We start from the raw sequence: 26,132 nt of genomic DNA on the forward strand, positions 1-26,132 counted from the left end.
TTTTTCTCTTCAACCGACCGGGTTAACTGTGAAGTGATTCACATCCGCCGTGTCGATGGAGGCGCATTATAGGGATCCCAATTTTTAGCACAAGTGTTTTTTAGATCTTTTTTTTCGACTGCTGATTTTCCGCGCTTTTCGCTGAAATCCCGCCCGATCTGCTTAAATATTGACGCATTTTGCCTTGCCTCGATCCAATAATATGATCAAGTCTTCCGTATAGCGCTCATCCTTAGAGGTAGTTATGTCTGCAGTGTTACGCCCTTATAAAGATCTGTTCCCCCAAAAAGGCGATCGCGTGATGATCGATGCCACCAGCGTGGTCATTGGTGATGTCCGAATGGCCGATGACGTCAGTATCTGGCCGCTCGTCGCCATCAGGGGAGATGTAAATTATGTGTCGATCGGTGCCCGTACCAATATTCAGGACGGTAGCGTTCTGCATGTTACGCACAAATCCTCTTATAACCCGGAGGGCAATCCCCTCATCATTGGAGAAGATGTTACCGTCGGACATAAAGTGATGCTTCACGGCTGCACTATCGGTAATCGGGTGCTTGTTGGCATGGGATCGATTTTGCTGGATGGCGTGATAGTAGAAGAAGACGTAATGATTGGGGCCGGTAGCCTGGTTCCGCAGAACAAACGTCTGGAAAGTGGTTATCTCTATCTGGGAAGCCCGGTAAAACAGATCCGCCCCCTGAAGGAGGCAGAGATCGAAGGATTAAAATACTCGGCGAACAACTACGTAAAATGGAAGAATGACTATTTGGATCAGGATAACCAAACCCAACCCTGATCGTTTTCCTGCTGCTCGCGGATTAAATCGCTGGCTTCCTCTTCCAGATCCCAGCGATTTTCGCAAAAAACGGCTATCGGGTCTGTGCCGCCAAAACGATGTAACAGCGCTTCTCCATGGATGGCACAGGTAAGCTGCATACCCTGCACCAGCACCGGAAAACAGACCGCCTGCTTATGCTCATCCCAGCTCTCTCTGTCCGGGAAATGAATAGCCTGATTCACGCCGAAAGCTCCTGCTTTAGATTTTCAATGACCGGCTCGACTGCAGGCAACACCCCGTGCCAGAGCAGCACCGCATGCGCAGCCTGCCCCACCAGCATTCCCAGCCCATCGGCTAACTGTTTCGCACCGTGTTGTTCGCACCAGTTCAGGAAGGGCGTATTCCCTTTCTGATAGAACATGTCATAGAAGTACATGTGCGCGCTGACCAGCGAAGCGGGGATCGCCGGGATCTCGCCACTGATGCCGCTGGATGTGGCATTAATGACAAGATCGAACTCACGTTCGGCAAGATCGTCAAGCGCTACCGCACTTACGCTGCCGGTATGCGCAAACAACGCCGCCAGCGCTTCTGCCCGGGAAAAAGTTCGGTTGGTAATGGTCACCGCACAGTCCAGGGAAAGCAGAGGTAACAGTACTCCCCGCGATGCGCCACCCGCACCAATCAGCAGGACCCGGAACCCGGGTTTAATAAACGACAGTCGTTCCAGATCGCTCAGCAACCCTATTCCGTCGGTGTTGTCGCCCAGAAGACGTCCGTCCTCAAGCCGTTTTAGGGTATTTACTGCACCGGCAAGAGAAGCGCGCTCGGTCAGTTCATCAGCACGTTCGAAAGCTTCCTCTTTAAAAGGAACCGTCACATTCGCACCTTTACCACCTGCGGCGAAAAAAGCCTCAAGCGTTGGAATAAATGCATCTACCGGTGCCAGTACGCGGCCATAGGGATGATTTATCTGCAGCTGCTCCGCAAATTGCTGATGGATCAGAGGTGACTTGCTGTGTGCAATCGGATTACCAAAAACAGCATAGGTTTCCATGAGATTACCCCTGGCGAAAACGTTCGCCGGTCAAAGCGTCGCGAATTTCAGACGGATTCAGGCGCCCTCCCGTCTCTCCAACAGCAACCGGGAAGTCATTTCCGAACTGTGCCAGCACTTCTTCAGTTGTACGACAAGGTGGCAATCCGGTCAGGTTGGCGCTGGTTGAGACCAGCGGTTTACCAAATGCCAGGCAAAGCTCAACCACCAGAGGATGATCGGTGACGCGAACGGCGAGGGAATCAAAGCGTCCAGTCAGCCAGCGCGGTGTTGTCGGCTGCGCCGGGAAAACAAAGGTCACCGGTCCGGGCCATGCGGAGAAAATAGTCTCGCGCTGCGCCGGTGTCAGCATAGAGTCATCAATGTAGGGCTTAAGCTGCTCGTAATTCGCAGCTATCAAAATCAACCCTTTCTCTACGGGTCTTTGTTTTAAGGCAAGCAGGCGGCTCACAGCCGTCTCGCTGTCAGGATCGCAACCGACCCCAAAAACAGCTTCAGTTGGATAGGCGATGACTTTTTCATTTTTCAGCACGTCCACAGCATGCGCAATGGAGCCTGATGGCAGGTTATTATTCACTATTTTGATCCGCCGTAACCGGCTTTCCACATTGTTTGCTGGCGCAGAAGCGTTTCATACCTTGCGCCGTTTTCTTCTCGATAAGTAGCGGATAGTTGCAATGAGTGCAGACGCCCGCTACCGGTTTGAAATTGATAACGAACTGGCATTCAGGGTAGCGATCGCAGGAATGGAAGGTCTTACCATAGCGGGAACGGCGCTGTACCAGCTGACCGCGCTGACACTGAGGACACGCAATCGCCGTTTCATCAGGCTTATCAATTTGTTCCGTATGCTCACATTCCGGATAACGGCTACAGCCAATAAACATACCGAAACGGCCCTGACGTAGCGCTAGTTCACCACCACAAAGAGGACATAGCTGTCCTTCCAGAATTTTGACGATATGTCCATCCGCCTGGCTTTTCAGAGGACGGACATAATCACATTCCGGATAGTGTGAACAACCGAGAAACGGGCCGTGTTTCCCGGACCGAATAACAAGTTCAGCCCCGCACTGCGGGCAGGGCTCATTTTTATGCACCGTGAATAGTGCTGATTTGGCCATAACAACTCTTGGTGCTACACATAGAATTAATGCAGCATACCTTCATTCACTTCAAAGAGTAATTCTTCCATTTGCTGATAGGCATTTTCACAGCCCGGGATATTAAACAGAACCATCAGAATCACCCATTTCAGATCTTCCAATTCAAATTCTGCCGTATCCAGCGCCATGACACGCTCTATCACCATTTCTCTCGTTTCGAGGTTCAGCACCTGAATCTGCTCAAGGAATAAGATGAATCCCCGGCAGCTGGCGTCCAGCCTTTCACACTCTTCTGCGGTATAAATGCGTACTGACAACGGGTCAGAAGCAAGCTGCATCGGTTCGGCGAGGCCTTCCTGATAATCAGCCAGTTTTTCCAGCCACATCAACGCATTATAGATATCTTCCCGCTCAAACCCCGCATCGGTAAGATCCTGTGTCAATTTGTCCTGATCCACTCGCATTTCTGCTTCGTTATGGATGTAAGTCTCAAACAAATACATCAGTACGTCGAACATGGCATGCCCTCCTTAATCGGACATAGCCGCCGGGTACAGCTGCGATCCACCCTGCTAACTCCAGTTCGAGTAGCTGTGCTACCGTTACTGGCACAGGTTGGCCGGCACGTTCAGCGACAACGTCAACAGGTGTTACCTCATCTCCTACGTTAGCCAGGAGCTTGGGAAATGGCAATGCCACCTTTCCCTGATCTGATGAATAATGTCGCTTTTCGGGATCTTCCTGCAGACATTGCAAGCCATATTGCAAATTTTCAAGAATGTCCCGCGCTTCTGTTACCGGCGTCGCACCCTGCTTTATCAGCCAGTGTGGTCCTTCACACCCCGGGTTACCAATCGGGCCGGGTAAGGCGAAAACCTCCCTCCCCTGATCGAGCGCGCATCGTGCAGTGACCAGCGAGCCGCTTCGCACTGCCGCTTCAACGACCAATACACCCTGGCTAAGCCCGCTGATGATTCGATTACGACGCGGAAAGTTTGCCGGCCGGGGCTGCGCCGAAAGAGGGAACTCAGACACTATCGCCCCGTCAGCTTCGATAAGCCGCATAGCCAGCGCCTGATGCCGACGGGGATAAATGCTAAACAGGCCGTTCCCCAGTACGGCCACGCTACGCCCTTTTACAGACAGCGCGGCGTTGTGAGCAACACCATCTATACCGCAGGCCAGTCCGCTGGTGATTGTGAAACCACTTTGCGAAAGTTGTTCGCACAGAATTTTCCCCCATCGTTCTCCATACCATGACGGCGCACGGCTACCCACGACCGCCAGCTGGGCAGCATTAAGCGTTTCAGGGTTACCTTTTACGAATAATGCACCGGGATAATCAGGAATTGCTCGAAGTAAAGGAGGATAAAGCGGATGGGTTGCCGTTAATAAATGATTTCCCGGCTGCTCAAGCCACACCAGACTACGCTCCAGCTCACCCTCATCTGGGGCAAAGAACCGTTCAGCCTGTTTTGCTGACAGCCCGGCGTCTCTGACAGCGGAAGCATCGATATTTTTTTGCTTGTGCAGCCGTGCAGCCGCTTCCAGCATTCCATCGCCACATAATGAACCTGTGTGTATTAGCCGTAGCCATATCTCGATAGACGTCATCCTTTCCCCCTGCCATAAGCGGCCTGCGCAATCATTGCGATTGGTCACTGATGCTGTCAATCGACCCGGGATTTGTCTAGAATAGAAGTAATATTCTTATCAACTCCTGAACACGACTCTGGAAATTTATGGCAGTTTTGCAAGTGTTACATATTCCGGACGAGCGCCTTCGCATCGTCGCTGAACCGGTTAAAGAAGTGAATGCAGAAATCCAGCGTATCGTTGATGATATGTTCGATACCATGTACGCCGAAGAAGGCATTGGCCTGGCGGCGACGCAGGTAGACATTCACAAACGTATTATCGTGATCGACGTTTCTGAAAATCGCGATGAGCGTCTGGTGCTGATCAACCCTGAATTGCTTGAGAAGAGCGGTGAAACGGGCATTGAGGAAGGTTGTCTTTCTATTCCGGAACAGCGCGCTTTGGTGCCACGTGCCGAAAAAGTGAAAATTCGCGCTTTGGATCGTGACGGTAATCCGTTCGAACTGGAAGCAGATGACCTGCTGGCAATTTGCATTCAGCATGAGATGGATCACCTGGTCGGTAAGCTGTTTATCGATTACCTCTCGCCGTTGAAACAGCAGCGTATTCGTCAAAAAGTAGAGAAACTGGATCGTTTGCGCTCTCGCGCATAACGTCCCCCCGGATACAAGGATCATCGTGTCTAAAACACTACGTATTATCTTCGCGGGAACCCCTGATTTTGCAGCGCGTCATCTTGACGCGCTGTTATCTTCTGGTCACCAGGTTGTCGGCGTCTTTACCCAGCCGGACCGTCCGGCTGGTCGCGGTAAAAAACTGATGCCGAGCCCGGTAAAGGTGCTGGCAGAAGAGCATGGGCTTCCTGTTTTCCAGCCCGCATCCTTACGCCCTCAGGAAAATCAGCAGCTGGTTGCTGACCTGAACGCCGACGTAATGGTCGTGGTGGCTTACGGTTTAATTCTGCCAAAAGCGGTGCTTGATATGCCTCGTCTGGGTTGTATCAACGTGCATGGCTCCTTGCTCCCGCGCTGGCGTGGTGCGGCACCTATCCAGCGCTCCCTGTGGGCGGGGGATGCTGAAACCGGCGTCACAATCATGAAGATGGACGTAGGTTTAGACACTGGCGACATGCTGCATAAACTGGCGTGCCCTATTACTGCAGACGATACCAGCGCTACGCTGTATGACAAACTGGCAGGCCTCGGTCCGCAAGGGCTTATCGAGACGCTGCAGCAGCTTGCTGACAATACGGCGAAACCGGAAGTTCAGGATGAGGCGCTGGTGACATATGCTGAAAAACTGAGTAAAGAAGAAGCCCGGCTCGACTGGTCCTTGTCTGCCGCTCAACTTGAACGCTGCATCCGCGCTTTTAATCCGTGGCCGATGAGCTGGATGGAGATTGATGAGCAGCCAGTGAAAGTCTGGAAAGCGTCAGTCATTAATGGCAATACGGCTGCTGAACCCGGCACGATTATCGACGCCAGCAAGAACGGTATCCAGGTTGCGACAGCAGAAGGGATCCTGAATCTTGAATCGCTGCAACCGGCCGGTAAGAAAGCCATGAGCGCTCAGGATCTATTAAATTCCCGTCGCGAATGGTTTATACCGGGTAATCGTCTTGCCTAATCCAATATATGCTTAAAGCCCGGTGTTTCCGGGCATTTTTATTTTTATAGTTATGAAAAAACAAAATCTACGCAGTATGGCGGCCAAAGCCGTTGAGCAGGTTATCGAGCAGGGCCAGTCATTGAGTAACATCCTGCCTCCCCTGCAACAAAAGGTATCTGATAAAGACAAAGCTCTGGTCCAGGAACTCTGCTTTGGCGTCCTGCGCACCCTTTCTCAGCTTGAGTGGCTCATTAATAAGCTGATGTCGCGCCCAATGACAGGCAAACAGCGCACCGTACATTATTTGATTATGGTGGGGTTTTATCAGCTTCTTCATACCCGCATTCCACCTCACGCCGCGCTGGCTGAAACGGTGGAAGGTGCCGTTGCGATTAAACGCCCTCAGTTGAAAGGGCTGATCAACGGCGTACTGCGTCAGTTCCAGCGTCAGCAGGATGAGCTACTGGCTGAATTTGCACAAAGCGAAACACGTTTTCTGCACCCGGACTGGCTGCTGAATCGTCTTAAAAAAGCGTATCCGCAGCAATGGCAAAACATTGCCGAAGCGAATAATCAACGCCCACCGATGTGGTTACGCGTCAACCGTAATCACCACACCCGTGACGCATGGCTGGCATTACTGGAAGAAACCGGAATGAGTGGATTCACGCATGCAGCCTATCCGGATGCCGTGCGTTTAGCCTCCCCTGCACCGGTACATGCTTTACCTGGTTTTGATGAAGGCTGGGTGACCGTACAGGATGCCTCGGCTCAGGGTTGCATGACCTGGCTTGAACCAGCAAACGGGGAACAGATCCTCGATCTTTGCGCCGCGCCTGGCGGAAAAACAACGCACATTCTTGAAGTGGCTCCGCAGGCCAGCGTAATGGCCGTGGATGTCGATGAGCAGCGCCTGTCACGCGTCTACGACAACCTCAAGCGTCTGGGCATGAAGGCTCAGGTTAAGCAGGGCGACGGACGCAAGCCCGCAGAATGGTGTGGTGAAACCCAGTTTGACCGCATTTTACTGGATGCGCCCTGCTCTGCAATAGGCGTGATTCGTCGCCATCCGGATATCAAGTGGCTGCGCCGCGATCGCGATATCAAGGAACTTGCCCAACTGCAATCGGACATACTTGACGCAATCTGGCCACATCTTAAACCAGGCGGCACGCTGGTTTATGCAACCTGCTCCGTACTGCCAGAAGAAAACAGCCAGCAAATCGCGGCCTTCCTTAAACGTACCCCGGACGCAACGCTGCGCGATACGGGAACGCCTGAATGCCCGGGTCAGCAAAACCTGCCGGGCGCGGAAGAAGGCGATGGCTTCTTTTACGCTAAGCTAATCAAAGGGTGATGTTGAGAACAGGTCACGAGATATGAAAATTATCATTCTGGGCGCAGGGCAAGTGGGCGGAACGCTGGCGGAAAACCTGGTTGGCGAAAACAACGACATCACAATCGTTGATACCAACGGGGATCGTCTGCGCGTTTTACAGGACAAATTTGACCTTCGCGTTGTGCAGGGCCATGGTTCACACCCGCGCGTGCTACGCGAGGCGGGCGCCGACGATGCAGACATGCTCGTTGCGGTGACCAGTTCTGACGAAACCAATATGGTGGCCTGTCAGGTGGCCTACTCGCTTTTCAACACCCCTAACCGAATCGCGCGCATCCGTTCTCCGGACTATGTCCGCGATGCTGAGAAGCTCTTTAATTCAGAAGCGGTTCCTATTGACCATCTCATCGCGCCAGAACAGCTGGTTATCGACAATATCTATCGTCTGATCGAATATCCAGGCGCACTGCAGGTGGTGAACTTTGCCGAAGGTAAGGTCAGTCTTGCCGTCGTTAAGGCCTATTACGGCGGCCCGTTGATCGGCAATGCGCTTTCCACAATGCGTGAGCACATGCCGCATATCGATACGCGCGTCGCCGCCATTTTCCGCCACGACAGACCTATTCGCCCTCAAGGCTCCACGATTGTCGAAGCGGGGGATGAGGTCTTCTTCATTGCGGCCTCTCAGCATATTCGTGCGGTGATGAGTGAGTTGCAGCGTCTCGAAAAGCCTTATAAACGCATTATGCTGGTCGGCGGTGGCAATATCGGCGCGGGCCTGGCACGAAGGCTGGAAAAAGACTACAGCGTGAAATTGATCGAGCGCGATCAACAGCGTGCTTCTGAGCTGGCGGAAAAACTGCAAAATACGATCGTATTTTATGGCGACGCGTCGGATCAGGAATTATTGGCTGAAGAGCATATTGATCAAGTTGATCTCTTTATTGCCGTCACCAACGATGACGAAGCGAATATTATGTCCGCCATGCTCGCCAAACGTATGGGAGCAAAGAAGGTCATGGTGCTTATCCAGCGCAAGGCGTATGTCGACCTGGTTCAGGGCAGCGTTATTGATATTGCCATTTCACCGCAGCAGGCGACCATTTCCGCTCTGCTGAGCCATGTACGTAAAGCGGACATTGTCGGCGTTTCATCTCTGCGTCGCGGGGTGGCAGAAGCCATTGAAGCGGTGGCCCATGGAGATGAAACCACCTCTCGCGTTGTGGGCCGCGCCATCGACGAAATTAAGCTGCCGCCGGGCACTATTATCGGCGCCGTAGTGCGCGGGAATGACGTTATGATCGCCAATGATAATTTGCGTATTGAGCAAGGCGACCACGTAATTATGTTCCTTACCGATAAAAAATTTATTACCGACGTCGAACGTTTATTCCAGCCTAGTCCATTCTTCCTTTAAAACGTCGGGGCTCTCAATAGAGCCCCCGCACTTTACCCTCTTTATTTCTGTGCCTTTTATTTTCATAACGTTTAATTATCCCGAATGGCAATTGGCTAATCATTTGTTAAACTTATAGTCGTCAGCTGGCACAAGGAGAACATAATGAGTTTTATTAAAGAATTTCGCGAATTTGCGATGCGCGGGAACGTGGTTGATTTGGCAGTGGGTGTCATTATTGGTGCGGCATTCGGCAAGATTGTTTCATCATTAGTAGCGGACATCATCATGCCACCTTTAGGGCTGCTAATCGGGGGCATTGATTTCAAACAGTTCGCGTTCACACTGCGTGAAGCCCAGGGTGATATCCCGGCAGTTGTAATGCACTACGGCGTGTTTATCCAGAACGTATTTGATTTCGTGATTGTGGCGTTTGCTATCTTTATGGCTATCAAGCTGATTAACCGGCTCAACCGTAAAAAAGAAGAGCCTGCAGCAGCGCCTGCACCAACGAAAGAAGAAGTGTTACTGAGTGAAATTCGCGATCTGTTAAAAGAGCAGAATAACCGCGTTTAATCAGCAGTTAAAAACAGGAAGGCCAGTGGTAAATAAGCGATTCGCTTGCTTGCCACTGGCCTCCCAGTTACCCCGTTTTGCATGTTTGTCTTTACGCAGATAACTCCCCTTTCCTTTTTTATTCTTTTCAACGCGCTGTCGAAAAAGCGGGTCGTGAAGTAAAGCCTCGATGGCATTATCTTTAATTTGTCCCTTCGTGTGCTGATAGCGGCTCATAATTTCTCCTGAGCATGGTTTATGACGACGGAAGTCTAGACCCGAGTAGATTAAAAATCAACATCCCCGAGTTTCTCCACTGGCTCCCTGTTCAAGGGCTTCCAGAATTGAACAATAAATACTGCTATGAGCCGTTCCGCAGCAGGCATCATTTAACCTTTGCAAAGAGCGCTGCATGGCTTGCAGTTCCAGAATACGGGCTTCAACTTCATCAAGCCGGGCTTGCACGATGCTTTTGGATTCCTGACAAGTGTGATGCTCAGGATCGATGCGGATCGATAATAACTCGCGGATCGAATCAAGCGTGAAGCCAAGCTGTCGGGCGTAGCGTATGAATCTCAGACGCTGCAGATCGTTATCGCTATAAAGCCGAAAGCCGCCTTCCGTGCGTACCTCATGATCGATCATCTGCTGCTTTTCGTAATATCGGATAGTGTCCGGCGTTACGTTCGCGAGCTTTGCAAGTTCACCGATACGGTACATCGCTACTCCTCGTTTATCTTCTTCATCAATATTTCACCGTATTCCCCATGCAGGAATTCCGTGCTCATTCCTGCCTGGCGCAGCTTGAGCTCTATCAGAGCAAGCCTGCGGCTAAGTTCTTTATGTCGAGGATCGTCCTGACGGATCCCTTTTAGCAGATCGACAAGTTCAACAGCCTCTCTGCGCTGCTCAAGCTCGGGCGGGAGGCAGCCAGCATTTTTTAGCAAACGGTATCCAGCCCGGAGTTCAGGCGCAATATGCAAATCATCTTCCAGTTCAAGAGGTTCGCCGCTCCCGGGAAGATTGTCGAAATCGCCTTTATTTTGGGCATCGCGAATATGGCGTTCTGCCCATTGATCAAGCAACCACATCATCAGCTCCAGGGGATGAACAAAATTGATACAGGTATTGTAGAGAAGTGGGGATAATGCGGATATAAAAAAACCCGCCGAGGCGGGTTTTTTTACGTTACTGCAGATTACTCTGCAGCAGCTTCTGCTTTCTCTGAACGATCAACCAGCTCGATGTAAGCCATCGGCGCGTTGTCGCCTGCACGGAAACCACACTTCAGAATGCGAGTGTAACCACCGGCACGGCTCGCGAAACGCGGGCCCAGTTCGTTAAACAGTTTTGCCACGATCTCGTTATCACGAGTACGGGCGAATGCCAGACGACGATTAGCAACGCTGTCAGTCTTGGCAAGAGTAATCAGCGGCTCAACTACGCGACGCAGCTCTTTCGCTTTAGGCAGGGTCGTCTTGATGATTTCATGACGAACCAGTGAACCTGCCATGTTGCGGAACATAGCCTGGCGATGGCTGCTGTTGCGGTTCAGTTGACGACCACTCTTACGATGGCGCATGACCTTATCCTTCTCAGTAAAACCTTAACCTGTGATCCGGTTACTCGTCAGCAATGCTTGCCGGTGGCCAGTTTTCCAGGCGCATGCCCAGAGACAGACCACGTGAAGCCAGCACGTCTTTAATCTCGGTAAGAGATTTTTTACCCAGGTTCGGCGTTTTCAGCAACTCAACCTCGGTACGCTGTACCAGATCACCGATATAGTGGATAGCTTCTGCCTTGAGGCAGTTAGCAGAGCGGACAGTCAATTCGAGATCGTCAACAGGGCGCAGCAGGATCGGATCGAATTCTGGTTTCTCTTCTTTCACTTCTGGCTGACGTACATCACGTAAGTCAACGAAAGCTTCCAGTTGTTCTGCCAGGATGGTTGCCGCACGACGAATCGCCTCTTCAGGATCGATTGTGCCGTTGGTTTCCATTTCGATGACCAGCTTGTCCAGGTCGGTACGCTGTTCTACACGCGCTGCTTCAACATTGTAGGCAATACGCTCTACAGGGCTGTAGCATGCGTCGACCAGCAGACGGCCGATTGGGCGCTCATCTTCTTCCGAATGAATTCGGGCAGAAGCCGGCACATAACCACGACCGCGCTGAACTTTGATACGCATGCTAATAGCTGCGTTCTCATCGGTCAGGTGGCAGATCACGTGCTGCGGCTTGACGATTTCAACATCACCGTCGTGGGTGATGTCGGCTGCAGTCACAGGGCCAATGCCAGATTTATTCAGAGTAAGAATAACTTCATCTTTACCCTGAACTCTCACCGCCAGCCCTTTCAGGTTGAGCAGGATTTCAAGGATATCTTCCTGAACGCCTTCTTTGGTGCTGTACTCATGAAGTACACCATCAATCTCAACCTCGGTCACCGCGCAACCCGGCATCGATGAGAGCAGAATACGGCGCAGTGCGTTACCCAGAGTATGGCCAAAGCCACGCTCTAAAGGCTCAAGGGTCACCTTGGCGTGCGTCGAACTCACTTGCTCGATATCTACCAGGCGCGGTTTTAGAAACTCTGTCACAGAACCCTGCATTGTGTCCTCTCTTTGGTACTAAGCTTTACTTGGAGTAAAGCTCGACGATCAGGTGTTCGTTAATGTCCGCAGACAGATCAGAACGCTCAGGCTGACGCTTGAACGTACCTTCCATCTTGCCAGCATCAACTTCCAGCCAGGTTGGCTTTTCACGCTGCTCAGCCAGCTCCAGAGCGGCCTTCACGCGAGATTGCTTTTTCGCTTTCTCACGAATGCTAACAACGTCATTCGCTTTAACCTGATAAGAAGCGATGTTAACAACACGACCGTTTACCATGATTGCTTTGTGGCTAACCAGCTGACGTGATTCAGCACGAGTAGCGCCGAAGCCCATACGGTATACAACGTTGTCCAGACGACCTTCCAGCAGAGCCAGCAGGTTTTCACCTGTGTTGCCTTTCAGACGTGCTGCTTCTTTATAGTAGTTACGGAACTGACGCTCCAGCACACCGTACATACGGCGAACTTTTTGCTTTTCACGCAACTGCACACCATAGTCAGACAGACGCGGTTTACGCGCACCGTGCTGGCCAGGAGCTTGTTCAATTTTACACTTGGTATCGATCGCGCGAACGCCAGACTTAAGGAATAAGTCGGTGCCCTCACGACGGCTCAGCTTGAGCTTAGGACCCAAATATCTTGCCATTTTCTATCTCCAACTAACCTAAAAAACGAGCGTTATACGCGACGTTTTTTCGGCGGACGACAACCGTTATGAGGGATCGGAGTCACATCAGTAATATTCGTGATGCGGAAACCAGCGGCGTTCAGAGCGCGAACAGTAGATTCACGACCCGGACCCGGACCTTTAACCATAACTTCCAGATTCTTGATGCCGTATTCTTTTACGGCTTCAGCGCAACGCTCTGCTGCAACCTGAGCTGCGAACGGAGTGGATTTGCGAGAACCACGGAAACCGGAACCACCGGCTGTTGCCCAACCCAATGCGTTACCCTGACGATCAGTAATAGTAACGATGGTGTTGTTGAAAGAAGCATGGATATGAGCCACGCCGTCAGAGACTTGTTTTCTTACACGTTTACGTGCACGAACTGGTGCCTTTGCCATTATTCAATCACCCCGATTATTTCTTGATCGGTTTGCGCGGACCCTTACGGGTACGTGCGTTGGTCTTAGTACGCTGACCGCGCACTGGCAGACCACGACGATGACGCAAACCGCGATAGCAACCAAGATCCATCAGGCGCTTGATGCTCATGCTGATTTCACGGCGCAGATCACCTTCAACGACAAATTTGGCAACTTCGTCACGCAGCGTGTCGATTTGTCCTTCAGACAGCTCACTGATCTTAACATCTTCAGCGATACCCGCTGCAGCCAGGATGGCTTTAGAACGGGTCTTGCCGATGCCGTAGATCGAAGTTAATGCGATCACAGCATGTTTCTGATCAGGAATGTTAATGCCTGCTATACGGGCCACTATGCACTCCTACTATTTAATATGTACGCACCATGCTGAAAAGCCCGTTTTCAGGATACTCAAATGGAAACGTACAGACATACAAAAGATTGGCTGGCTAATCTAGCCAGCTCAACCCAACTTTGCAAGAAAAATATGCGAAATAATCAGCCTTGGCGCTGTTTATGCTTCGGCTCGGCACTGCAAATCACACGGATGACACCATCACGCTTAACGATTTTGCAGTTACGGCATAATTTCTTGACGGAAGCACGAACTTTCATTTTTACTCTCCGTAACTTCTCAGGCGACCAATTAGCGGCCGTAGCCTTTCAGGTTCGCCTTCTTCAATGCAGACTCATACTGACTGGACATCATCAGAGTTTGCACTTGAGCCATAAAGTCCATAATCACGACAACAACGATAAGCAGTGAGGTCCCACCGAAGTAGAACGGTACTTTCATTGCATCACGCATGAACTCCGGGATCAGGCAGATAAAAGTAATATAAAGCGCACCAACCAAAGTCAGGCGGGTCATTACTTTATCGATATACTTCGCCGTTTGCTCTCCCGGACGAATTCCTGGTACAAATGCACCGGACTTCTTCAGGTTATCTGCTGTTTCACGCGGGTTGAAGACCAACGCCGTGTAGAAGAAACAGAAGAAGATGATCGCAGACGCATAGAGTAACACATAAAGTGGTTGCCCAGGCTGCAAATACAGCGAAATTGTTGTCAGCCAGTTCCAACCAGTACCGCCCCCGAACCATGACGCGATGGTTGCCGGGAACAGAATAATACTGGAAGCGAAGATAGCCGGGATAACCCCCGCCATATTCACTTTCAGCGGTAAATGTGTGCTCTGTGCAGCATAGACACGACGACCCTGCTGACGCTTAGCGTAGTTCACCACAATGCGGCGTTGACCACGTTCAACGAAGACAACAAAGAACGTCACTGCAAATACTAATACTGCAACCAACAGCAACAGGAGGAAGTGCAGGTCGCCTTGACGCGCTTGCTCGATAGTATGGGCGATGGCCGGCGGGAGTCCCGCAACGATACCGGCGAAGATAATGATTGAGATACCGTTACCGATACCACGCTCAGTAATCTGTTCGCCGAGCCACATCAGGAACATCGTCCCTGTGACCAGACTAACAACAGCGGTGAAATAGAATGCAAAGCCTGGGTTTAATACCAGGCCCTGCATACCAGGCATATTCGGCAGACCGGTAGCAATACCGATCGACTGGAATATTGCCAGCACCAGAGTACCGTAACGGGTGTACTGACTAATCTTACGACGTCCAGACTCCCCTTCTTTCTTCAGCTCTGCCAGGGCCGGATGAACGACCGTCAGCAGCTGGATAATAATCGATGCCGAAATGTACGGCATAATACCCAGAGCAAAGATAGAAGCACGGCTGAGAGCACCACCAGAGAACATGTTGAACATTTCAATGATGGTGCCTCGCTGTTGCTCAAGCAGTTTGGCAAGTACAGCGGCATCGATACCAGGGATCGGAATAAAAGAGCCAATACGGAACACAATCAGCGCGCCGATAACAAACAGCAGTCTGCGTTTCAGCTCGCCAAATCCACCTTTGGCACTTTGAAAATCTAATCCCGGTTGCTTAGCCATCTGCTACTTATTCCTCAATTTTACCGCCAGCAGCTTCGATAGCAGCACGAGCACCTTTAGTAACACGCAGGCCACGAACAGTTACCGGAGTAGAAACTTCACCAGACAGGATCACTTTCGCGAACTCGATCTGAATACCGATAATGTTAGCCGCTTTCAGCGTGTTCAGGTCTACAACGCCGCCTTCAACTTTCGCCAGGTCAGACAGACGGATTTCCGCTGTGATCGCTGCTTTGCGAGAGGTGAAGCCGAACTTCGGCAGACGACGGTACAGTGGCATCTGGCCACCCTCGAAACCGCGACGTACGCCACCGCCAGAACGAGAGTTCTGACCTTTGTGACCACGACCACCGGTTTTGCCGAGGCCAGAACCGATACCACGACCCAGGCGTTTACCCGCCTTTTTAGAGCCTTCGGCCGGAGACAGAGTATTTAAACGCATCTCTTACTCCTCAACTTTAACCATGAAGTAAACCGCGTTGACCATACCACGAACAGCAGGAGTATCCTCGCGCTCAACGGTATGACCAATACGACGCAGACCCAGGCCAAGCAGCGTTGCCTTGTGTTTCGGCAGACGACCGATTGCACTGCGGGTTTGAGTGATTTTAATAGTCTTTGCCATGGTCAATTACCCCAGAATTTCTTCAACGGATTTACCACGCTTGGCAGCGACCATTTCTGGAGAATTCATATTTTCCAGGCCATCAATAGTTGCACGAACCACGTTGATCGGGTTGGTGGAACCATATGCTTTAGCCAGAACGTTATGAACCCCAGCAACTTCCAGAACGGCGCGCATTGCACCACCGGCGATGATACCGGTACCTTCTGAAGCTGGCTGCATGAATACACGAGAACCCGTGTGAACACCTTTAACTGGGTGCTGCAGGGTGCCGTTGTTCAGCGCGACGTTAATCATATTGCGACGGGCTTTTTCCATCGCTTTCTGGATCGCTGCTGGAACTTCACGCGCTTTACCGTAACCAAAACCAACGCGACCGTTACCATCGCCTACTACAGTCAGAGCTGTGAAGGAGAAAATACGACCACCTTTAACGGTTTTAGATACGCGGTTTACCGCGATCAGCTTTTCCTGCAGTTCGCCAGCCTGTTTTTCGATGTGAGCCATCTTACACCTCTACCTTAGAACTGAAGGCCAGCTTCACGGGCAGCATCTGCCAGTGCCTGGACACGACCATGATATTGGAACCCGGAACGGTCAAAGGAAACATTGCTGATGCCTTTTTCCAGAGCGCGTTCTGCAACAGCTTTACCTACAGCTGCAGCGGCGTCTTTGTTACCGGTGTACTTCAATTGTTCTGAGATAGCTTTTTCTACAGTAGAAGCAGCTACCAGAACTTCAGAACCGTTCGGTGCAATTACCTGTGCGTAAATATGACGCGGGGTACGATGTACCACCAGGCGAGTTGCACCCAGCTCTTTGAGCTTGCGGCGTGCGCGGGTCGCACGACGGATACGAGCAGATTTCTTATCCATAGTGTTACCTTACTTCTTCTTAGCCTCTTTGGTACGCACGACTTCGTCGGCGTAACGAACACCCTTGCCTTTGTAAGGCTCAGGACGACGGTAGGCGCGCAGATCTGCTGCAACCTGACCGATCAGCTGTTTATCAGCGCCTTTCAGCACGATTTCAGTTTGAGTCGGACATTCTGCAGTGATACCGGCCGGCAGCGGATGCTCAACAGGGTGTGAGAAGCCCAGAGACAGGCCTACTGCATTCCCTTTGATAGCTGCACGATAACCTACACCAACCAGCTGAAGCTTTTTAGTGAAGCCTTCGGTAACACCAACAACCATTGAGTTCAGCAGGGCACGCGCGGTACCAGCCTGAGCCCATCCATCCACGAAACCATCACGTGGACCGAAGGTCAGAGCGTTATCTGCATGTTTAACTTCAACAGCTTTGTTGAGGGTACGAGTCAGCTCGCCGTTTTTACCTTTGATCGTAATAACCTGACCGTCGATTTTTACATCAACGCCGGCAGGAATAACGACCGGTGCTTTAGCAACACGAGACATTCTTTCCTCCGATTAGGCTACGTAGCAGATAATTTCGCCACCAAGACCAGCCTGGCGCGCTGCACGATCAGTCATAACACCTTTAGAGGTAGAAACAACTGCGATACCAAGGCCAGCCATAACTTTTGGCAGCTCATCTTTTTTCTTATAGATGCGCAGACCTGGGCGGCTGACACGCTGAATGCTTTCTACAACAGCTTTACCCTGGAAATACTTGAGAGTAAGTTCCAGTTCCGGCTTGGTGTCGCCTTCAACTTTAAAATCTTCGATAAAACCTTCTTCCTTCAGCACGTTGGCAATTGCCACTTTCAGCTTGGCGGAAGGCATGGTGACCGCAACTTTGTTCGCGGCCTGACCGTTACGGATACGGGTCAGCATATCCGCGATCGGATCTTGCATGCTCATCTGTCTTTACTCCCGTGATTCAATTGGTAATTACCAGCTAGCCTTTTTCAAGCCTGGCACTTCACCGCGCATGGCGGCTTCACGCAGTTTGATACGGCTCAACCCAAACTTGCCCACATAACCATGTGGACGACCTGTTTGACGACAGCGGTTACGCTGACGAGACGGGCTGGAATCACGCGGCAGAGACTGCAGCTTGAGAACCGCATTCCAACGATCTTCGTCGGAAGCGTTCACATCAGAAATGATCGCTTTCAGTTCAGCGCGTTTAGCGAAGAATTTATCAGCTAAAGCTACGCGCTTTACTTCGCGTGCTTTCATTGATTGCTTAGCCATTCAGTAACCCTACCTTACTTGCGGAACGGGAAGTCAAAGGCAGCCAGCAGAGCACGGCCTTCTTCGTCAGATTTCGCAGTAGTGGTAATGGTAATATCCAAACCACGCACGCGGTCGACTTTATCGTAGTCGATTTCTGGGAAGATGATCTGCTCACGGACACCCATGCTGTAGTTACCACGACCGTCGAAAGACTTCGCGGACAGGCCACGGAAGTCACGGATACGTGGAACAGCAATAGTGATCAGGCGCTCAAAGAACTCCCACATGCGTTCGCCACGCAGAGTTACTTTACAGCCGATCGGATAGCCCTGACGGATTTTGAAGCCTGCAACAGATTTGCGTGCTTTGGTGATCAGCGGTTTTTGACCGGAGATTGCTGTCAGATCAGCTGCTGCGTTATCCAGCAGTTTCTTGTCAGCGATCGCTTCACCAACACCCATGTTCAGGGTGATCTTCTCGACCCGAGGGACTTGCATGACAGAATTGTAGTTAAACTCGGTCATGAGTTTCTTAACTACTTCGTCTTTGTAGTAATCATGCAGTTTCGCCATCGTACTACTCCAAATTACTTGATAGTTTCGCTGTTAGACTTGAAGAAACGGACTTTTTTGCCGTCTTCGAATCTAAAGCCTACACGGTCAGCCTTACCGGTAGCCGCATTGAAGATTGCAACGTTAGAAACCTGAATAGCAGCTTCTTTTTCAACGATGCCGCCTGGTTGGTTCAGGGCCGGAACCGGCTTCTGATGTTTCTTAACCAGGTTGATACCTTCAACGACAAGTTTGCCGGAAGACAGAACATTTTTTACTTTACCGCGTTTACCTTTATCTTTACCGGTTAACACGATAACTTCGTCATCACGACGGATTTTCGCTGCCATGATTCGCTCCTTAGAGTACTTCTGGTGCCAGAGAGATAATTTTCATGAACTTCTCAGTACGAAGTTCACGAGTTACCGGCCCAAAGATACGCGTGCCGATAGGCTGCTCGCTGTTATTGTTTAAAATAACGCATGCATTACCATCGAAGCGAATGACAGAACCGTCAGGGCGACGAACACCCTTCTTGGTGCGCACCACTACCGCCTTCAGCACATCACCTTTTTTGACCTTACCACGTGGAATTGCTTCCTTGATGGTGATCTTGATGATGTCGCCTACGCCTGCGTAGCGACGGTGCGAGCCACCCAGAACCTTGATACACATTACGCGACGTGCACCGGAGTTGTCGGCGACGTTCAGCATAGTCTGTTCTTGGATCATTTTAGTGCTCCGCTAATGTCAACTACTACCTGAGACTCTAAAATCAGAGCCGTTAAAAAGCCCCATATCGAGGGCGCGGCATTATAACACCGCTTCTGCAATATGGGTAGAAAAAATAAACGGCTCATCGCTGAGCCGTTTATTCGTATTGAGAAGGCGTACTGTATTACAGAACCGCTTTCTCTACAACGCGAACCAGCGTCCAGGACTTAGTCTTGGACAGTGGACGGCATTCACGGATTTCAACCTTGTCGCCGATACCACATTCGTTGTTCTCGTCATGTACGTGCAGTTTGGTCGTACGCTTGATGAATTTACCGTAGATCGGGTGTTTCACAATACGTTCGATAGCTACAACAATGGATTTCTCCATTTTGTCGCTAACAACACGACCTTGCAGAGTACGGATTTTATCGGTCATTACGCACCCGCCTTCTGAGTCAGTAAAGTCTTAACGCGTGCAACATTGCGACGCACTTGCTTCAGCAGGTGAGTCTGTTGCAGCTGGCCACTTGCAGCCTGCATGCGCAGGTTGAACTGCTCACGCAGCAGGTTCAGCAGCTCAGCGTTCAGCTCTTCAACGCTTTTTTCACGCAGCTCTTTTGCTTTCATTACATCACCGTCTTAGTTACAAAGGTGGTTTTGATAGGCAGTTTCGCTGCTGCCAGGCCGAAGGCTTCACGGGCCAGCTCTTCCGGAACACCGTCCATTTCATAAAGGACTTTGCCCGGTTGGATCAAGGCAACCCAGTACTCCACGTTACCTTTACCTTTACCCATACGAACTTCCAGTGGCTTCTCGGTGATCGGTTTGTCCGGGAATACACGGATCCAGATCTTACCTTGACGCTTAACTGCACGGGTCATTGCACGACGTGCTGCTTCGATCTGACGTGCAGTCAGACGACCACGGCCAACAGCTTTCAGACCGAAAGTGCCGAAGCTAACATCCGTACCCTGCGCCAGACCACGGTTGCGGCCTTTGTGCACTTTACGGAATTTTGTACGCTTTGGTTGTAACATCAGCGACGCTCCTTATTTACGGCCTTTACGCTGCTGCTTTTTAGGTTGAGCAGCCGGTTTTTCCGGTTGTTCAACAGCAGCCATACCACCCAGGATCTCACCTTTGAAGATCCATACCTTAACGCCGATTACACCGTAAGTGGTGTGCGCTTCAGAGGTGTTGTAGTCGATGTCAGCACGCAGAGTGTGCAGCGGTACGCGACCTTCACGGTACCATTCGGTACGTGCGATTTCCGCGCCGCCCAGACGGCCGCTAACTTCAACTTTGATACCTTTAGCGCCCAGACGCATTGCGTTCTGTACAGCACGCTTCATAGCACGACGGAACATAACACGACGTTCCAGCTGAGAAGTGATGCTGTCAGCAACCAATTTAGCGTCCAGTTCAGGCTTACGAACTTCAGCGATATTGATCTGTGCAGGAACGCCAGCGATATCCGCTACGACCTTGCGCAGTTTTTCTACGTCTTCGCCTTTCTTACCGATAACGATGCCAGGACGAGCAGTGTGAATAGTCACACGGATGCTCTTCGCTGGACGCTCGATAACGATACGAGATACAGACGCTTTAGCCAGTTCCTTAGTCAGGTACTGACGTACTTTAAAATCGCTGTCCAGGTTGTCAGCGAATTCTTTGGTGTTCGCAAACCAGGTAGAGTTCCATGGTTTTACAATACCCAGGCGAATACCATTAGGATGTACTTTCTGACCCATTGCTAGTCTCCAGAGTCTCAGCGATCGGACACAACCACAGTAATGTGGCTGGTGCGCTTCAGGATGCGATCTGCACGACCTTTCGCACGCGGCATAATGCGCTTCATGCTTGGGCCTTCATCTACGAAAATTTTCGCGACTTTCAGATCGTCGATGTCAGCGCCATCGTTGTGTTCAGCGTTAGCAATGGCAGATTCCAGTACTTTCTTGACCAATACCGCAGCTTTCTTGTTGGTATAGGTCAGGATGTCCAGGGCCTGCGACACTTTCTTACCGCGAATCAGGTCAGCAACAAGGCGAACCTTCTGTGCAGAAGAACGAGCATGGCGATGTTGAGCTAAAGTTTCCATCTCTTCCTCCTACCTTATTTCTTCTTCGCTTTTTTATCAGCAGCGTGGCCGCGATAAGTACGAGTCGGTGCGAATTCACCCAGTTTGTGACCAACCATTTCGTCGGTAACAAAGACTGGAACGTGCTGACGACCATTATGGACAGCGATGGTCAAACCGATCATGTTAGGAAAGATCGTTGAACGACGGGACCAAGTGCGCAGGGGCTTCTTGTCTCCGCTTTCCACCGCTTTCTCTACCTTCTTCAGCAAGTGCAGGTCAATAAAAGGACCTTTCTTGAGAGAACGTGGCATGGCTTATCCTCTAAAATTATTTGCTACGGCGACGTACGATAAATTTATCAGTACGCTTGTTGCTGCGGGTCTTCTTACCTTTGGTCTGAACGCCCCACGGAGTTACCGGGTGCTTACCAAAGTTACGACCTTCACCACCACCATGTGGGTGGTCGACTGGGTTCATCGCAGTACCGCGAACGGTAGGACGAACACCACGCCAGCGTGCAGCACCAGCTTTACCCAGAACGCGCAGCATATGCTCAGCATTGCCAACTTCGCCCAGAGTAGCGCGGCAGTCTGCTTCGACTTTACGCATTTCACCAGAACGCAGACGCAGGGTGACATAAGCACCGTCACGCGCAACGATCTGAACGTAAGTACCAGCGGAACGTGCCAGCTGACCGCCTTTACCTGGTTTCATTTCTACGTTATGAACGGTAGAACCAACCGGGATATTGCGCATCGGCAGGGTGTTGCCTGCTTTGATTGCAGCATCAACGCCAGACTGAATCTGGTCGCCAGCTTTCAGGCCTTTAGGGGCCAGGATGTAACGGCGTTCGCCGTCTTTGTACAGAACCAGCGCGATGTTCGCGGAACGGTTCGGATCGTACTCAAGACGTTCAACAACTGCTGGGATACCGTCTTTGTTGCGTTTGAAGTCAACAATACGATAAGCCTGCTTGTGGCCACCACCGATGTGACGAGTGGTGATACGGCCATTGTTGTTACGACCACCGGATTTGCTGTTTTTTTCCAGCAACGGAGCAAAAGGTTTGCCCTTGTGCAGCTCAGGGTTAACCACTTTAACTACGTGGCGACGACCCGGAGATGTCGGTTTACATTTAACAACTGCCATTGTATTACTCCTCCGACTTACTCAGCGCCGCCAACGAAGTCCAGGTTCTGGCCTTCTTTCAGGGTGACGTAAGCTTTTTTCCAGTCGCTACGACGACCGATACGCTGTCCGTGACGTTTAACTTTCCCTTTAACTACCAGGGTGTTAACGACTTCGACTTCGACTTCAAACAGTTTCTGCACAGCAGCTTTGATCTCTGCTTTGGTCGCGTCTTTAGCAACTTTGAGAACGATGGTGTTTGTTTTTTCCATCGCAGTAGACGCTTTTTCAGAAACGTGCGGTGCGCGAAGCACCTTCAGCAGACGTTCTTCACGAATCATGCCAGCATCTCCTCAACTTGCTTAACAGCATCAGCAGTCATTACGACTTTGTCGAAGGCGATCAGGCTAACCGGGTCGATACCAGTCGCATCGCGTACGTCAACCTTGTGCAGGTTACGTGCGGCCAGGAACAGGTTCTCGTCCAGCTCACCGGTGATGATCAGCACATCTTCCAGAGCCATGTCTTTCAGTTTCTGTGCCAGCAGCTTAGTTTTAGGCGCTTCAACAGAGAACTTCTCGACAACGATCAGACGATCCTGACGTACCAGTTCGGACAGGATGCTTTTCAGCGCGCCGCGGTACATCTTTTTGTTAACTTTTTGACTGTGGTCCTGTGGACGCGCAGCGAAGGTCACGCCACCTGAACGCCAGATCGGGCTCTTGATAGAACCTGAACGCGCACGGCCGGTACCTTTCTGGCGCCATGGCTTTTTGCCAGAACCAGTTACTTCAGCACGAGTCTTCTGAGCACGAGTACCCTGACGAGCACCAGCTGCATAAGCAACAACAACCTGGTGAACCAGCGCTTCGTTGAAATCACGACCGAAGGTAGTTTCGGAAACAGTCAGCGCGCTCTGCGCGTCTTTCAATACTAATTCCATTGCTATCCCCTTACGCCTTCACAGCTGGTTTAACGATCAGGTCGCTACCGGTTGCACCCGGGACCGCACCTTTAACCAGCAGCAGGTTGCGCTCAGCGTCAACACGTACTACGTCCAGGCTCTGAACGGTTACACGTTCGTTACCCAGCTGACCTGCCATTTTCTTGCCTTTGAACACTTTGCCCGGAGTCTGGTTCTGACCGATAGAACCCGGAACGCGGTGAGACAAGGAGTTACCGTGAGTAGCGTCCTGGGTACGGAAGTTCCAGCGCTTAACGGTACCAGCAAAACCTTTACCTTTAGAGGTACCGGTTACGTCAACTTTTTTAACGTCAGCAAACAGCTCAACGCTAATGTCCTGACCTACGGTGAACTCTTCGCCTTCAGCAAGACGGAATTCCCACAGACCACGGCCAGCTTCTACGCCAGCTTTAGCGAAGTGACCCGCTTCTGGTTTGGTTACACGGTTAGCTTTTTTAGCACCAGTGGTAACCTGAATAGCGCGGTAGCCATCGTTAGCCAGATCTTTAACCTGAGTAACGCGGTTTGCTTCAACTTCGATTACGGTTACTGGGATAGAAACGCCATCTTCAGTGAAGATGCGGGTCATACCCACTTTTTTACCGACTAAACCAATCATTGTTTCAACCTCTCAATCGCTCGATGACCTGATTAACCCAGGCTGATCTGCACGTCTACACCGGCAGCCAGATCCAGACGCATCAGAGCATCAACGGTTTTCTCAGTTGGCTCAACGATGTCAACCAGACGCTTGTGAGTGCGGATTTCGTACTGATCGCGCGCGTCTTTGTTGACGTGCGGGGAGATCAGAACGGTGAAGCGCTCTTTGCGGGTCGGCAGCGGGATCGGACCACGGACTTGCGCACCAGTGCGCTTAGCAGTCTCGACGATTTCCGCGGTTGATTGATCGATCAGACGATGATCAAACGCTTTAAGGCGGATACGGATTCTTTGGTTCTGCATGAGACCAGAGCTCCAATTATTTTATAAACGAAAATGATTACTCCTCAAACCCATTACGATTGATGGGAGAGTGTAACCGTTCTTACGTAGCCCCCCAATTGGGAGCATTGTTGAGTAACAAAATGAGCTACTCTGGTTCTGATTGAACCCGCCGTCAATTACGACAAGCCCGCGCATTATACGTAAATCAGAGAAAGACGCAAGTGCCGTTTAGAAATTAAGCGTCAAAGGCTCAGTATGCGTAGGACTGCGCAACTTTTTACGCCGTATATCCTTTCTGAATTTTTTTATTTGAAGCCGCTACGCAATTGCTGTTTTTGTGCGTTGCCGGACAGGCAGATTGTAACGAGTATGCGCTCAAAACCATTTGAGGCCTTTTCCATGCTAACCACCCTCCCCTTCCTGATGTTCTATTTTTCTCTGACGGCCCTACTCGTACGCGCTGATATTCGCGACGGTTTGCTGCCCGATAAATTTCTCTGCCCGCTGCTCTGGACGGGCCTGCTCTACCAGGTCTTTATCCATCCTGATTTTTTGCCGAGTGCCGTAATGGGGGCGGTGGCTGGATATCTTGGTTTTGCCTTGATTTACTGGGGCTATCGGCTTATCTGCCGGCGGGAAGGAATGGGATATGGCGATGTGAAGTATCTGGCAGGACTTGGTGCGTGGCATGGCTGGTGCATACTGCCTAAACTGGCGTTACTCGCCGCGCTTATGGCGCTGCTTTGCATTCTTGTTTTTTCATTTCTCACCTCAGATAAAGGAGCATTAAAAAACCCACTGCCTTTGGACCATTTCTGGCAGCAGCGGGTTTATGCGTTGGATGGGAAAATCTGATTAATTTTCCACTTTGATCTGAGACTGTAGGTAGTTTTGAAGGCCAATTTTGCTAATGAGATCCAGCTCGGTTTCCAGCCAGTCAATGTGGCCTTCTTCATCGGCAAGGATCTGGATCATCATATCGCGGCTCACATAGTCATGGACGCTGTCAGCATAAGCAATGGCTTCGCGCAGATCTTTCGCACCTTCCAGCTCCAGCCGGAGGTCAGAACGCAGCATCTCTTCGACATCCTCACCGATGCCCAGCTTGCCGAGATCCTGCAGGTTTGGGATGCCTTCAAGGAATAAGATACGCTCGATGTATTTATCAGCGTGTTTCATCTCATCTATAGATTCATGGTACTCAACGTCATTCAGACGTGTCAGACCCCAGTTTTTAAACATTCTCGCGTGAAGAAAGTACTGGTTGATTGCGACAAGCTCATTTCCCAATAATTTATTGAGATAACTTATGATTTTAACATCACCTTTCATTATATAGTCCCTCCGCTTCCACTCATTGAAGCGTAGAACGGGCTACGGGGATGTCAAAAAAAAGATAGAGGCTTACGCGATCTCTTTGAATTCCGGGATCTGCATCAGTTCGTCCTGCATGATCTCACGCGCTGCGCGAACGCATTTACCGCATTGATTTCCCACCGGAACAAATTTGCGAAGCTGCTGGAAAGATTGTGGCTGAAACTGGCGAACGGCCTGACGAATTTTTTTGTCGCTTACACCATTACATAAACAAACGTACATAGAGACTCCCGTTCAAAATATGCGCAAAGTGTAAGTGAGAATGGTTATGATTACAATAGCACATACGCAAGGATACGGGCCGGGAGCGGTTAAAAAATGCGAGATTTTGTGACAAGGAAAGATACAGAAAACAAAAAAGGACGCCGAAGCGTCCTTTTTTTATTCAGGGATAATTAATTAGCCCAGAACTTTAGCAACAACGCCCGCGCCAACGGTACGGCCGCCTTCACGGATTGCGAAACGCAGACCGTCGTCCATC

Annotated in this window: 46 protein-coding genes and 1 pseudogene; 7 read left to right on the forward strand and 40 right to left on the reverse strand. The window is 50.8% G+C overall.

Translation table 11 applies throughout. The features are described 5' to 3' along the window. Window positions 1-244: 244 nt before the first annotated feature. A complete protein-coding gene (locus IM314_RS21335; protein WP_028014623.1) occupies window positions 245-799 on the forward strand; it encodes a gamma carbonic anhydrase family protein in 555 nt (184 codons plus the stop codon). On the opposite strand, the gene IM314_RS21340 is transcribed toward IM314_RS21335, so the two are convergent. The 6 genes from IM314_RS21340 to dprA are packed head-to-tail and all read right to left on the reverse strand — an operon-like array spanning window position 775 to window position 4,558. Next, window positions 775-1,023 (reverse strand): DUF1488 domain-containing protein, encoded by a 249-nt coding sequence (locus IM314_RS21340; protein WP_193359348.1) that lies wholly within the window; start codon window positions 1,021-1,023, stop codon window positions 775-777. The two genes, IM314_RS21335 and IM314_RS21340, sit on opposite strands and share 25 nt — an antisense overlap. After that, window positions 1,020-1,838 carry a shikimate dehydrogenase gene (aroE, locus tag IM314_RS21345; protein WP_193359347.1) on the reverse strand — a complete coding sequence of 273 codons (819 nt, stop codon included), beginning with the start codon at window positions 1,836-1,838 and terminating at the stop codon, window positions 1,020-1,022. The genes IM314_RS21340 and aroE overlap by 4 nt, the downstream gene beginning before the upstream one ends. 4 nt (window positions 1,839-1,842) lie before the next feature. Next, window positions 1,843-2,415 (reverse strand): L-threonylcarbamoyladenylate synthase type 1 TsaC, encoded by a 573-nt coding sequence (tsaC, locus tag IM314_RS21350; protein ID WP_045630331.1) that lies wholly within the window; start codon window positions 2,413-2,415, stop codon window positions 1,843-1,845. Further along, window positions 2,408-2,962: a type I DNA topoisomerase gene (locus tag IM314_RS21355; RefSeq protein ID WP_045630330.1), complete on the reverse strand. Its 555-nt coding sequence runs from the start codon at window positions 2,960-2,962 to the stop codon at window positions 2,408-2,410. The genes tsaC and IM314_RS21355 overlap by 8 nt, the downstream gene beginning before the upstream one ends. A gap of 26 nt (window positions 2,963-2,988) precedes the next feature. Beyond that, entirely contained in the window at window positions 2,989-3,462 is a 474-nt protein-coding gene (smg, locus tag IM314_RS21360; protein ID WP_008503477.1) for a DUF494 family protein Smg, read from the reverse strand. Then, entirely contained in the window at window positions 3,434-4,558 is a 1,125-nt protein-coding gene (gene dprA, locus IM314_RS21365; protein WP_059355522.1) for a DNA-protecting protein DprA, read from the reverse strand. Before dprA ends, smg begins: the two co-directional genes overlap by 29 nt. 128 nt (window positions 4,559-4,686) lie before the next feature. Between dprA and def the strand changes: the two genes are divergently transcribed. From def to mscL, 5 genes are all read left to right on the forward strand, one after another. Then, window positions 4,687-5,196 (forward strand): peptide deformylase, encoded by a 510-nt coding sequence (def, locus tag IM314_RS21370; RefSeq protein WP_006812188.1) that lies wholly within the window; start codon window positions 4,687-4,689, stop codon window positions 5,194-5,196. A 25-nt stretch (window positions 5,197-5,221) separates the two neighbouring features. Then, window positions 5,222-6,169, forward strand: a complete 948-nt coding sequence (gene fmt, locus IM314_RS21375) for a methionyl-tRNA formyltransferase (RefSeq protein ID WP_047363717.1) — start codon at window positions 5,222-5,224, stop codon at window positions 6,167-6,169. Window positions 6,170-6,221: 52 nt separating this feature from the next. Next, on the forward strand, window positions 6,222-7,508 hold the full coding sequence (gene rsmB, locus IM314_RS21380) for a 16S rRNA (cytosine(967)-C(5))-methyltransferase RsmB (protein WP_193359346.1): 1,287 nt from the start codon (window positions 6,222-6,224) through the stop codon (window positions 7,506-7,508). Between the two features lie 22 nt (window positions 7,509-7,530). After that, the gene (gene trkA / locus IM314_RS21385; protein ID WP_014885463.1) at window positions 7,531-8,907 is read left to right on the forward strand and encodes a Trk system potassium transporter TrkA; all 1,377 of its coding nucleotides are present in this window, start codon (window positions 7,531-7,533) and stop codon (window positions 8,905-8,907) included. 144 nt (window positions 8,908-9,051) lie between these two features. Beyond that, entirely contained in the window at window positions 9,052-9,462 is a 411-nt protein-coding gene (gene mscL / locus IM314_RS21390; RefSeq protein ID WP_028014631.1) for a large-conductance mechanosensitive channel protein MscL, read from the forward strand. Here mscL and IM314_RS21395 read toward each other — a convergent pair whose 3' ends face one another. From IM314_RS21395 to rpsJ, 31 genes are all read right to left on the reverse strand, one after another. Beyond that, a complete protein-coding gene (locus IM314_RS21395; RefSeq protein ID WP_045630326.1) occupies window positions 9,463-9,678 on the reverse strand; it encodes an alternative ribosome-rescue factor A in 216 nt (71 codons plus the stop codon). Window positions 9,679-9,735: 57 nt separating this feature from the next. Next, on the reverse strand, window positions 9,736-10,161 hold the full coding sequence (zntR, locus tag IM314_RS21400) for a Zn(2+)-responsive transcriptional regulator (RefSeq protein WP_193359345.1): 426 nt from the start codon (window positions 10,159-10,161) through the stop codon (window positions 9,736-9,738). Between the two features lie 2 nt (window positions 10,162-10,163). After that, the gene (locus IM314_RS21405) at window positions 10,164-10,532 is read right to left on the reverse strand and encodes a DUF1992 domain-containing protein (protein ID WP_193359349.1); all 369 of its coding nucleotides are present in this window, start codon (window positions 10,530-10,532) and stop codon (window positions 10,164-10,166) included. A 107-nt stretch (window positions 10,533-10,639) separates the two neighbouring features. Continuing rightward, complete coding sequence (gene rplQ / locus IM314_RS21410; RefSeq protein ID WP_001216368.1) at window positions 10,640-11,023, reverse strand: 50S ribosomal protein L17; 384 nt, start codon at window positions 11,021-11,023, stop codon at window positions 10,640-10,642. Window positions 11,024-11,063: 40 nt separating this feature from the next. Next, complete coding sequence (gene rpoA / locus IM314_RS21415) at window positions 11,064-12,053, reverse strand: DNA-directed RNA polymerase subunit alpha (RefSeq protein ID WP_002919219.1); 990 nt, start codon at window positions 12,051-12,053, stop codon at window positions 11,064-11,066. 25 nt (window positions 12,054-12,078) lie between these two features. Then, complete coding sequence (gene rpsD / locus IM314_RS21420) at window positions 12,079-12,699, reverse strand: 30S ribosomal protein S4 (RefSeq protein ID WP_004868345.1); 621 nt, start codon at window positions 12,697-12,699, stop codon at window positions 12,079-12,081. 32 nt (window positions 12,700-12,731) lie between these two features. Next, on the reverse strand, window positions 12,732-13,121 hold the full coding sequence (gene rpsK, locus IM314_RS21425) for a 30S ribosomal protein S11 (protein WP_003863312.1): 390 nt from the start codon (window positions 13,119-13,121) through the stop codon (window positions 12,732-12,734). A 16-nt stretch (window positions 13,122-13,137) separates the two neighbouring features. Then, on the reverse strand, window positions 13,138-13,494 hold the full coding sequence (gene rpsM / locus IM314_RS21430) for a 30S ribosomal protein S13 (RefSeq protein ID WP_013099021.1): 357 nt from the start codon (window positions 13,492-13,494) through the stop codon (window positions 13,138-13,140). Window positions 13,495-13,640: 146 nt separating this feature from the next. Continuing rightward, window positions 13,641-13,757: a 50S ribosomal protein L36 gene (rpmJ, locus tag IM314_RS21435; RefSeq protein ID WP_000868187.1), complete on the reverse strand. Its 117-nt coding sequence runs from the start codon at window positions 13,755-13,757 to the stop codon at window positions 13,641-13,643. Window positions 13,758-13,788: 31 nt separating this feature from the next. Further along, the gene (secY, locus tag IM314_RS21440) at window positions 13,789-15,120 is read right to left on the reverse strand and encodes a preprotein translocase subunit SecY (protein WP_003863305.1); all 1,332 of its coding nucleotides are present in this window, start codon (window positions 15,118-15,120) and stop codon (window positions 13,789-13,791) included. 7 nt (window positions 15,121-15,127) lie between these two features. Next, window positions 15,128-15,562, reverse strand: coding sequence for a 50S ribosomal protein L15 (gene rplO, locus IM314_RS21445; protein WP_014885468.1), 435 nt, complete (start codon window positions 15,560-15,562; stop codon window positions 15,128-15,130). A 3-nt stretch (window positions 15,563-15,565) separates the two neighbouring features. Further along, a complete protein-coding gene (gene rpmD, locus IM314_RS21450) occupies window positions 15,566-15,745 on the reverse strand; it encodes a 50S ribosomal protein L30 (protein ID WP_003863301.1) in 180 nt (59 codons plus the stop codon). A 6-nt stretch (window positions 15,746-15,751) separates the two neighbouring features. Then, a complete protein-coding gene (rpsE, locus tag IM314_RS21455; protein WP_003863299.1) occupies window positions 15,752-16,252 on the reverse strand; it encodes a 30S ribosomal protein S5 in 501 nt (166 codons plus the stop codon). A 14-nt stretch (window positions 16,253-16,266) separates the two neighbouring features. Then, window positions 16,267-16,620, reverse strand: coding sequence for a 50S ribosomal protein L18 (gene rplR, locus IM314_RS21460; RefSeq protein ID WP_003863297.1), 354 nt, complete (start codon window positions 16,618-16,620; stop codon window positions 16,267-16,269). A 9-nt stretch (window positions 16,621-16,629) separates the two neighbouring features. Next, complete coding sequence (gene rplF, locus IM314_RS21465) at window positions 16,630-17,163, reverse strand: 50S ribosomal protein L6 (RefSeq protein WP_003863296.1); 534 nt, start codon at window positions 17,161-17,163, stop codon at window positions 16,630-16,632. Between the two features lie 12 nt (window positions 17,164-17,175). After that, the gene (gene rpsH / locus IM314_RS21470; RefSeq protein ID WP_006178918.1) at window positions 17,176-17,568 is read right to left on the reverse strand and encodes a 30S ribosomal protein S8; all 393 of its coding nucleotides are present in this window, start codon (window positions 17,566-17,568) and stop codon (window positions 17,176-17,178) included. A gap of 30 nt (window positions 17,569-17,598) precedes the next feature. Beyond that, a complete protein-coding gene (gene rpsN, locus IM314_RS21475) occupies window positions 17,599-17,904 on the reverse strand; it encodes a 30S ribosomal protein S14 (RefSeq protein ID WP_003863291.1) in 306 nt (101 codons plus the stop codon). 14 nt (window positions 17,905-17,918) lie between these two features. Then, a complete protein-coding gene (gene rplE, locus IM314_RS21480) occupies window positions 17,919-18,458 on the reverse strand; it encodes a 50S ribosomal protein L5 (RefSeq protein WP_001096202.1) in 540 nt (179 codons plus the stop codon). Window positions 18,459-18,472: 14 nt separating this feature from the next. Then, window positions 18,473-18,787, reverse strand: a complete 315-nt coding sequence (gene rplX, locus IM314_RS21485; RefSeq protein ID WP_003863287.1) for a 50S ribosomal protein L24 — start codon at window positions 18,785-18,787, stop codon at window positions 18,473-18,475. Window positions 18,788-18,797: 10 nt separating this feature from the next. Then, window positions 18,798-19,169: a 50S ribosomal protein L14 gene (gene rplN / locus IM314_RS21490; protein WP_002919748.1), complete on the reverse strand. Its 372-nt coding sequence runs from the start codon at window positions 19,167-19,169 to the stop codon at window positions 18,798-18,800. 166 nt (window positions 19,170-19,335) lie between these two features. After that, the gene (rpsQ, locus tag IM314_RS21495; RefSeq protein ID WP_008503489.1) at window positions 19,336-19,590 is read right to left on the reverse strand and encodes a 30S ribosomal protein S17; all 255 of its coding nucleotides are present in this window, start codon (window positions 19,588-19,590) and stop codon (window positions 19,336-19,338) included. Continuing rightward, window positions 19,590-19,781: a 50S ribosomal protein L29 gene (gene rpmC, locus IM314_RS21500; RefSeq protein ID WP_003863282.1), complete on the reverse strand. Its 192-nt coding sequence runs from the start codon at window positions 19,779-19,781 to the stop codon at window positions 19,590-19,592. The genes rpsQ and rpmC overlap by 1 nt, the downstream gene beginning before the upstream one ends. Beyond that, window positions 19,781-20,191 (reverse strand): 50S ribosomal protein L16, encoded by a 411-nt coding sequence (gene rplP, locus IM314_RS21505; protein ID WP_002919759.1) that lies wholly within the window; start codon window positions 20,189-20,191, stop codon window positions 19,781-19,783. Before rplP ends, rpmC begins: the two co-directional genes overlap by 1 nt. Before the next feature lie 12 nt (window positions 20,192-20,203). Further along, on the reverse strand, window positions 20,204-20,905 hold the full coding sequence (rpsC, locus tag IM314_RS21510; RefSeq protein WP_000529945.1) for a 30S ribosomal protein S3: 702 nt from the start codon (window positions 20,903-20,905) through the stop codon (window positions 20,204-20,206). Window positions 20,906-20,922: 17 nt separating this feature from the next. After that, window positions 20,923-21,255, reverse strand: a complete 333-nt coding sequence (rplV, locus tag IM314_RS21515) for a 50S ribosomal protein L22 (RefSeq protein WP_002919773.1) — start codon at window positions 21,253-21,255, stop codon at window positions 20,923-20,925. Between the two features lie 14 nt (window positions 21,256-21,269). Then, complete coding sequence (gene rpsS / locus IM314_RS21520; RefSeq protein ID WP_001138117.1) at window positions 21,270-21,548, reverse strand: 30S ribosomal protein S19; 279 nt, start codon at window positions 21,546-21,548, stop codon at window positions 21,270-21,272. A gap of 16 nt (window positions 21,549-21,564) precedes the next feature. After that, on the reverse strand, window positions 21,565-22,386 hold the full coding sequence (gene rplB / locus IM314_RS21525; RefSeq protein ID WP_000301859.1) for a 50S ribosomal protein L2: 822 nt from the start codon (window positions 22,384-22,386) through the stop codon (window positions 21,565-21,567). A 17-nt stretch (window positions 22,387-22,403) separates the two neighbouring features. After that, window positions 22,404-22,706: a 50S ribosomal protein L23 gene (gene rplW, locus IM314_RS21530; RefSeq protein ID WP_000617546.1), complete on the reverse strand. Its 303-nt coding sequence runs from the start codon at window positions 22,704-22,706 to the stop codon at window positions 22,404-22,406. Beyond that, window positions 22,703-23,308, reverse strand: coding sequence for a 50S ribosomal protein L4 (gene rplD, locus IM314_RS21535; RefSeq protein WP_000424395.1), 606 nt, complete (start codon window positions 23,306-23,308; stop codon window positions 22,703-22,705). Before rplD ends, rplW begins: the two co-directional genes overlap by 4 nt. Before the next feature lie 10 nt (window positions 23,309-23,318). Further along, window positions 23,319-23,948 (reverse strand): 50S ribosomal protein L3, encoded by a 630-nt coding sequence (gene rplC / locus IM314_RS21540; RefSeq protein WP_003863274.1) that lies wholly within the window; start codon window positions 23,946-23,948, stop codon window positions 23,319-23,321. Between the two features lie 32 nt (window positions 23,949-23,980). Further along, window positions 23,981-24,292 (reverse strand): 30S ribosomal protein S10, encoded by a 312-nt coding sequence (rpsJ, locus tag IM314_RS21545; RefSeq protein WP_001181005.1) that lies wholly within the window; start codon window positions 24,290-24,292, stop codon window positions 23,981-23,983. A 381-nt stretch (window positions 24,293-24,673) separates the two neighbouring features. Between rpsJ and IM314_RS21550 the strand changes: the two are divergent. Further along, window positions 24,674-25,146: pseudogene (locus IM314_RS21550) on the forward strand (A24 family peptidase). Here the strand turns inward: IM314_RS21550 and bfr are convergent. The 3 genes from bfr to IM314_RS21565 all read right to left on the reverse strand — a co-directional run. Next, window positions 25,130-25,606, reverse strand: a complete 477-nt coding sequence (gene bfr / locus IM314_RS21555) for a bacterioferritin (protein WP_028014636.1) — start codon at window positions 25,604-25,606, stop codon at window positions 25,130-25,132. The pseudogene IM314_RS21550 and the gene bfr sit on opposite strands and share 17 nt — an antisense overlap. A gap of 72 nt (window positions 25,607-25,678) precedes the next feature. After that, a complete protein-coding gene (gene bfd / locus IM314_RS21560) occupies window positions 25,679-25,873 on the reverse strand; it encodes a bacterioferritin-associated ferredoxin (RefSeq protein ID WP_003863268.1) in 195 nt (64 codons plus the stop codon). Window positions 25,874-26,050: 177 nt separating this feature from the next. Next, window positions 26,051-26,132, reverse strand: an 82-nt coding sequence (locus IM314_RS21565; protein ID WP_000340867.1) for a hypothetical protein, incomplete at its 5' end; no start/stop codon positions are given.

It is taken from the genome of Enterobacter cloacae complex sp. P42RS (assembly GCF_014930595.1).
Taxonomy (GTDB): domain Bacteria; phylum Pseudomonadota; class Gammaproteobacteria; order Enterobacterales; family Enterobacteriaceae; genus Enterobacter; species Enterobacter bugandensis.